This window comes from Glaciecola punicea (assembly GCF_001756615.1).
Classification (GTDB): Bacteria; Pseudomonadota; Gammaproteobacteria; order Enterobacterales; family Alteromonadaceae; genus Glaciecola; species Glaciecola punicea.
Genome location: NZ_LZXY01000011.1, coordinates 93140 through 99139 on the forward strand (window position 1 = coordinate 93140; position 6000 = coordinate 99139).

Below are 6000 nucleotides of genomic sequence, written 5' to 3' on the forward strand. Positions count from 1 at the left end.
CTAAATATAGTAGCCCAAAAGGAAAGTTTTATTTTGAAATAAGTAGTCATTTCCACTAGTTTGGTTGGCGGTTTTGACCAAAAATTAGTGTGTCCTTTTCTGCCTTGTCTTGCGCTGCTAAGACTTGCTCATACGCTTCTATTAAAAGCTGTGGGTTGTTGTGCTTTGCAGTACCGTTTTGGCTCAAATAACGACGCCATATTTTGCCGCCAACTTGGCTTTGAAACAGACCAAGCATATGGCGAGCAATATGCCAAACGCGCGCGCCTGACGATGATACCTGCTCGTTAATATATGCGCTCATTGCATACACGACTTCGCTTCTTGTAATTTGATCGTCATTTGCATGTCCAAAAATTTCAGCGTCCACATTGCTTAATATAAAGGGGTTTGCATATACTTCACGTCCCATCATAACGCCGTCAACATATTGCAGCTGATGTTTAGCTTGTTCCAGCGTGGTAATGCCGCCGTTTATACTTATTTTCAGGGCAGGATTGTCTTGTTTGAGTCTATGAACGCGTTCGTAATTAAGCGGTGGAATATCTCGATTTTGCTTGGGACTAAGTCCTTGCAGCCAGGCTTTTCGTGCGTGCACAATAAAATGTTCACAGCCTGCTTCATATATGGGTAGAACAAAGCCGCTTAAGCCCGCATCGTCATCCATGTCATCTATGCCTATCCTGCATTTAACGGTAACAGGTATGTCTACTTCAGCCTGCATGGCCCTTACACATTCGGCCACGATTGCAGGGCTAGACATCAAGCATGCGCCAAAACTACCGTTTTTTACGCGATCAGATGGACAACCCACGTTGATATTAATTTCGTCGTATCCGCGTGATTGCGCCAAGGCTGCGCATTTCGCCATATCTGCAGCATTACTGCCGCCAAGCTGGAGCACCAAGGGATGCTCTGCTTTATCAAAATGCAAATAATCACCCTTGCCATGAATTATGGCGCCGGTGGTAACCATTTCAGTGTAAAGCACACTGCGAGAGGACAGCAAACGCAAGAAATAGCGACAGTGTCGGTCGGTCCAATCGAGCATAGGGGCCACACAAAAACGATGATTAATAGCAGGCTGAGTCATAGATAAAATATACAGATTTAAACGGACCGCATACTAACATATTCATAATGGCGTTCAAAAAGCTATTTAGTGTTACCCGCAGGAGACGACTTAAAAATGCGATGAGTATATAGTGAATGCGACACAATTTGAGCCGGTCACTTTTTTAAGGTGTCAGTCAGTAGCGTCGATTGAATTGGCTTGGTCAAATAACCGTACATCCCAGTCTTTATGGAGTGCTCAGCTTCATTAGCGTTTCGTTTTATAATTGCTCTATAAAAAGTATTGTGCTTACGACAATAGCGAACAGCAGCACAATAAGCGCTAATGGCCATGCACCTCGCACATTCTCTTCAAAAGGAAGGCTGTATAAAAATTTACTAGACAGATAGGTATAGAATCTTCCTCTATGAAGATTAAGGCAATAAAAAAGGATGCTAGAAGCATCCTTTTTGTTAACTGCTAAGCCGGTATGGGTTCAACGTAATAAGAGTACAGCGATTGCCATTTTTCTTTTTGCAACGTAAAGGATTGTTTCATTTCCTTATATTTGAAATCGAGCTCCATGTTTTCATACGAGGCCTGTAGTGTTTCTTTTTTCAAAGCTACAAGTGACTTCTTAGTCTTATAATACTCAGCCATTCTATGTAATAAAAGGTCGTATTCTTGCTGCACCTTGTTGAGTACTTCTTCGGCGTTGGGCAGATGAATAAGCTTGGTTTTTGCGTGTTTTAGCTGCATCTGCAGTTTCGCTTTTTCAATGCGTTCTTCAGGTGTAGTGCGTAAGTGGGAAGTTAACTTAAACCATGAAAGGGTTTTTATTAACCACTTAGTCGGGTCGTACTGCCACCACTTAATGCCATTTCTATAATCATATTCAAATATGTGGTGATAGTTATGATACCCCTCACCAAAAGTGAATAAAGCCACAATGCCGTTGTCTCTTGCGGTGTTGGTATCGGTATAAGGACGCGACCCCCAAACATGTGCCAATGAATTAATTAAGAAAGTAACGTGATGCACCGCAACAAGTCTAGCTACACCGGCTATTAACATCATGCCTATAATATCGCCGTTTAAAAAGCCTAAGAAAGCGGTTATACCAATGTTAGAAGCAAGCACTATAGGAATATAATGCTTGTGCTGCCACATAACAACTTTGTCTTTTTGTAAATCGCGACAATTTGAATAATCGTTATATCTATTAGACTGATACTCTCTTAGCATCCAGCCCATGTGTGAATACCAAAATCCTCTTTTGGCTGAGTATGGGTCTTTGTCATTTTCATCTACATGGCGATGATGAATCCTATGATCGCTAGCCCAGTGTAATATGCTGTTTTGCACTGCCATCGCGCCGCCTACAGCAAGAACAACTTTTACAACGGGATGTGCCTGAAAGGTTTTATGCGACCATAAGCGATGATAGCCTGCTGTAATAGACATGCCAGTAAAGAAGAACAAAGCAACAGCGGTTAATATTTCGGTCCAACCAATACCAACATAAATAGCCCACAAAGGAGTACCAATAAATGCTATTAAGGTGGTAACCACGAATATGGTAACGGTGAGTGGAATAAGGGGTGGTTTTTTCAAATCAATATACTCAAGATATTCAGCGTACGAGTGTGCGCTAACTTAACTTTTAGTATCGTTAAGTGCAAGAAACTTATTGCAGAAAACACAACAACGGTGTAAACATTTAGGTATGAATCGTCAACAACAAAAACAACAAACTCGTCAGCGCATCATAGATGGCGCATTTACGCTATTAGACGATAACAAAAGCTTCACTACCATCAGCTTACGTGAGGTTGCGCGCGAGGCAAATATTGCCCCTACTTCCTTTTATCGTCACTTTGCTGACATTAATGAATTAGGCCTCACTCTTGTCGATGAGTCGGGCTTAGCCCTCAGGCAGCTTATGCGTCAAGCGCGTAAACGTATTGCATCAGGCGGCAGCATTATCAACATTTCGGTTGACACATTTATTGAATTCATCATGAGCAACCCGAACGTGTTCCGTCTTTTATTGCGGGAACACACCGGCACGTCAGCTTCATTTAGGGCTGCTGTTAAGCGCGAGATTCAGCATTTTACGGAAGAGTTAGCCGATTATATTGTTGATAAAATAGGCACACCAATGCCAATCGCCTATATACAATCAGAAGCAATGGTAAAGTTAGTGTTCAGCGCAGGCGCTGAAGCTATAGACGCCGACAGTACTGAAACTGAACTTATAGCTAAAAGGGTGAAGGCACAACTTCGCTTCATTGAAAAAGGCGCAATGCACTACGCAAACTTCGTTAATATTGAGAAACGATGATGTTTGTGCCTAACAACTTTAGCAACGAACAGTATACGTTATCTCTTTTGTAAAATAAGGCCTGATTCCATATGGTGAGTGAACGGAAATTGATCAAACAAAGCGACCTTAATTACGCGGTGTGTTTTAATTAATATTTGCATGTTGGCTACTAAAGTTGATGGATTACACGACACGTAAATAATCGTATTAAAGCTCGATACCAATTGCAGTGTCGTTTCATCAAGCCCGGCTCGTGGAGGATCGACTAAGACAGTAGAAAAAGCATAGCTATCTAAATCGATATTAGCTAAGCGATTAAACGCTCTGACTCTATTAAAAGCCTCTACAAATTCTTCACTCGAAAGCCTAGCAATAACAAGATTATCAATATTGTTCGCTTGAATATTAAACTGTGCCGCGTTTACCGATGTTTTGGATATTTCAGTTGCCAGTACCTTCCTAAAATGTAGACTTAAGGGAATAGAAAAGTTGCCGGCGCCGCAGTAAAGCTCAAGTAAATCGGTGTCATCTTGATTAATATTATCGATAACCCATTCAATCATCTTTGTATTAATAACGGCGTTTGGCTGTGTGAAGCTATTTTCTATTTGTTTAAATGAAAATGACGTGTTTTTAATTAACAGCTTTTCAGTCACAAAGTCGTTGCCAACAACTACTTTTTGCTTGCGCGCTCGTCCAATAATATTAATATTGCCCAAATGTCCTAATTCTTCTAGCAAGTGTTTTGCGGCCGCTTGCCACTGCTCATCTAATTTTTTGTGATACAACAAACTAATGACAAGTTCATTTGTGGTTGTAGCTAAGTAGTCGATCTGAAATAGTTTTGTACGCAGTACTGATTGTTGGGTAATAAAGCCAATAGCCGCCTGCATCGCGCTACTGATAAGGGAGCATGCGGCCTCAAGAGTATCGACTCGATATTGTTCTTTGGTTTCTTGATTAAACATAATATGGTAAGAATCTGCACCTTGATGCCAAATTCTAAACTCTGCTCGCATTCTATAGTGGGCTTCGGGCGACTTAAATGCTTGCACTTCATCTTCATAAAAAGGCGACATTAGCTGAGTTAAATGCTGTTTTTTCGCCATGAATTGTTCGTTATAGCTAAGCTGCTGTACTTCTTGGATAGAGTGTGAAATCAGATTTATCATAAAATTACCTTTCTTTAAATATCTGTTAATTCTAATGATTATTGGAAAATTACCAACTCTTTATTAAAGAAATCACTAATCACTACTGATATAGCGTTGAGGATGGTGAGGTATTATTTTATGAATACAATTTAAGCACAAAATATAGTGTTGAGGATGGTGAGGTATTATTTTATGAATACAATTTAAGCACAAAATATAGTGTTACCGGCTTCGAGTAATAAGGCACTTTTTAGAAATAAACTTATTACCGGCGTAAAAGCCGGTGTCGACCTAGTAAAGACTCATTTAACCAGTATTGCAAATGCGGAATTGTTTAAAATAATTAACAATACAGAGAAGTCTATTATTGGAGGTATTCAAAAGTTTGCAGTAGAGTATTGTGTGTATAATGTAAATTCCTGATGTGTTGCAGGCTATTAATAGATTTCATGCTTTTAATAATCAGTTTACTTAGTGGTATTATGAATAGTGCGCTAATAATTAAAGACCGCTTTTAAAACGGTCTTTAATTTTGTACATCTATAAAAGTATAAAAATGTCCGTGAAGGTGTGCATTAATGTTGTTTCTCGTTGGCCGGGCGAACAATAATATTTCGTTCCATAAGTTCACTCTCGTTTAGCTTTTCTATAAACGCAGTTTCATCGCCGCTATTAATTTCTATAAAGCCAAAGCCCTTACGCCGACCTGTACGTTTATCTTTGACAAGCCTTACCGATTTAACTACGGCCACTTTTTCAAAGTACTCTTGTACAATTTGTTCATTTGCTTTGTATGCAAGATTACCTACATAGAGTGTTGAGGTCTCGTCAGCGTCAGCTGGCGCGGGCTCTACTGTATTATTTGCTAGTGAGCTTGATAGCTCACTAGCAACTGACTGCGAGTTCGGCCGCGCAGAACTTTGTACCGAGGAAACAACCATAAAGCAAACTACAGTTACTATTATAAAGATACTTGGTAATAAGTGAGTAAGATTAGCAGCGAATGCTGCAGATGAAATAAGATAAGCCAATATAGCTAGCGCAAACGCGATGACAAAGGCTAATGAAGTTTTTACAGATATCATGGTAATCCACCATTTTGTTTTAATTGTTATAGGTAATGTGTTGCGCACTCATACTAAAGCGTTACACAAATATAGCCAGTAATAATGATTAAGTCATTATGTAGTTACATTATAAGCAGAATTTTAACAATGTTTACCCATAACTTATCCGTCTTTGCGCAGAAAATATGCAAACAGGTGTTTTTAAAAAGTTTTTTAATAAAAGCACTTGCTTTGGGTAAATCTATCAGTACAATGCGCCTCTCGCTTCGGGGAGCTAAGGAAAAGCTTAGAGAGTATAGGCTAAATCAGTCGCCTGAAGTGTCAATATTTATGTGTTGTTTAGACGACGCGATGAAAGATTTTGAAGCATGTATTTGTAACAACAAACTTCAAGAAAAA

6 protein-coding genes are annotated in these 6000 nt (G+C 39.6%); 2 read left to right on the forward strand and 4 right to left on the reverse strand.

The genetic code is table 11. The annotated features are described in order from the left end of the window. Positions 1 to 55 precede the first annotated feature (55 nt). Positions 56 to 1093, reverse strand: a complete 1038-nt coding sequence (gene dusA / locus BAE46_RS12370) for a tRNA dihydrouridine(20/20a) synthase DusA (RefSeq protein ID WP_070113008.1) — start codon at positions 1091 to 1093, stop codon at positions 56 to 58. Between the two features lie 441 nt (positions 1094 to 1534). Continuing rightward, positions 1535 to 2668, reverse strand: a complete 1134-nt coding sequence (locus BAE46_RS12375; RefSeq protein WP_006006212.1) for an acyl-CoA desaturase — start codon at positions 2666 to 2668, stop codon at positions 1535 to 1537. 112 nt (positions 2669 to 2780) lie between these two features. Between BAE46_RS12375 and fabR the strand changes: the two genes are divergently transcribed. Beyond that, a complete protein-coding gene (fabR, locus tag BAE46_RS12380; RefSeq protein ID WP_006006214.1) occupies positions 2781 to 3398 on the forward strand; it encodes an HTH-type transcriptional repressor FabR in 618 nt (205 codons plus the stop codon). Between the two features lie 38 nt (positions 3399 to 3436). Here the strand turns inward: fabR and trmA are convergent, their stop codons facing one another. Together trmA and BAE46_RS12395 are read right to left on the reverse strand one after the other, a co-directional pair. After that, the gene (trmA, locus tag BAE46_RS12385) at positions 3437 to 4552 is read right to left on the reverse strand and encodes a tRNA (uridine(54)-C5)-methyltransferase TrmA (protein WP_083256873.1); all 1116 of its coding nucleotides are present in this window, start codon (positions 4550 to 4552) and stop codon (positions 3437 to 3439) included. A 557-nt stretch (positions 4553 to 5109) separates the two neighbouring features. Beyond that, a complete protein-coding gene (locus BAE46_RS12395; protein ID WP_006006221.1) occupies positions 5110 to 5619 on the reverse strand; it encodes an RNA-binding protein in 510 nt (169 codons plus the stop codon). 129 nt (positions 5620 to 5748) lie between these two features. Here BAE46_RS12395 and BAE46_RS14925 point away from each other — a divergent pair. Further along, positions 5749 to 6000 (forward strand): hypothetical protein (locus BAE46_RS14925; protein ID WP_216094986.1); only part of this gene is annotated, 252 nt, incomplete at its 3' end.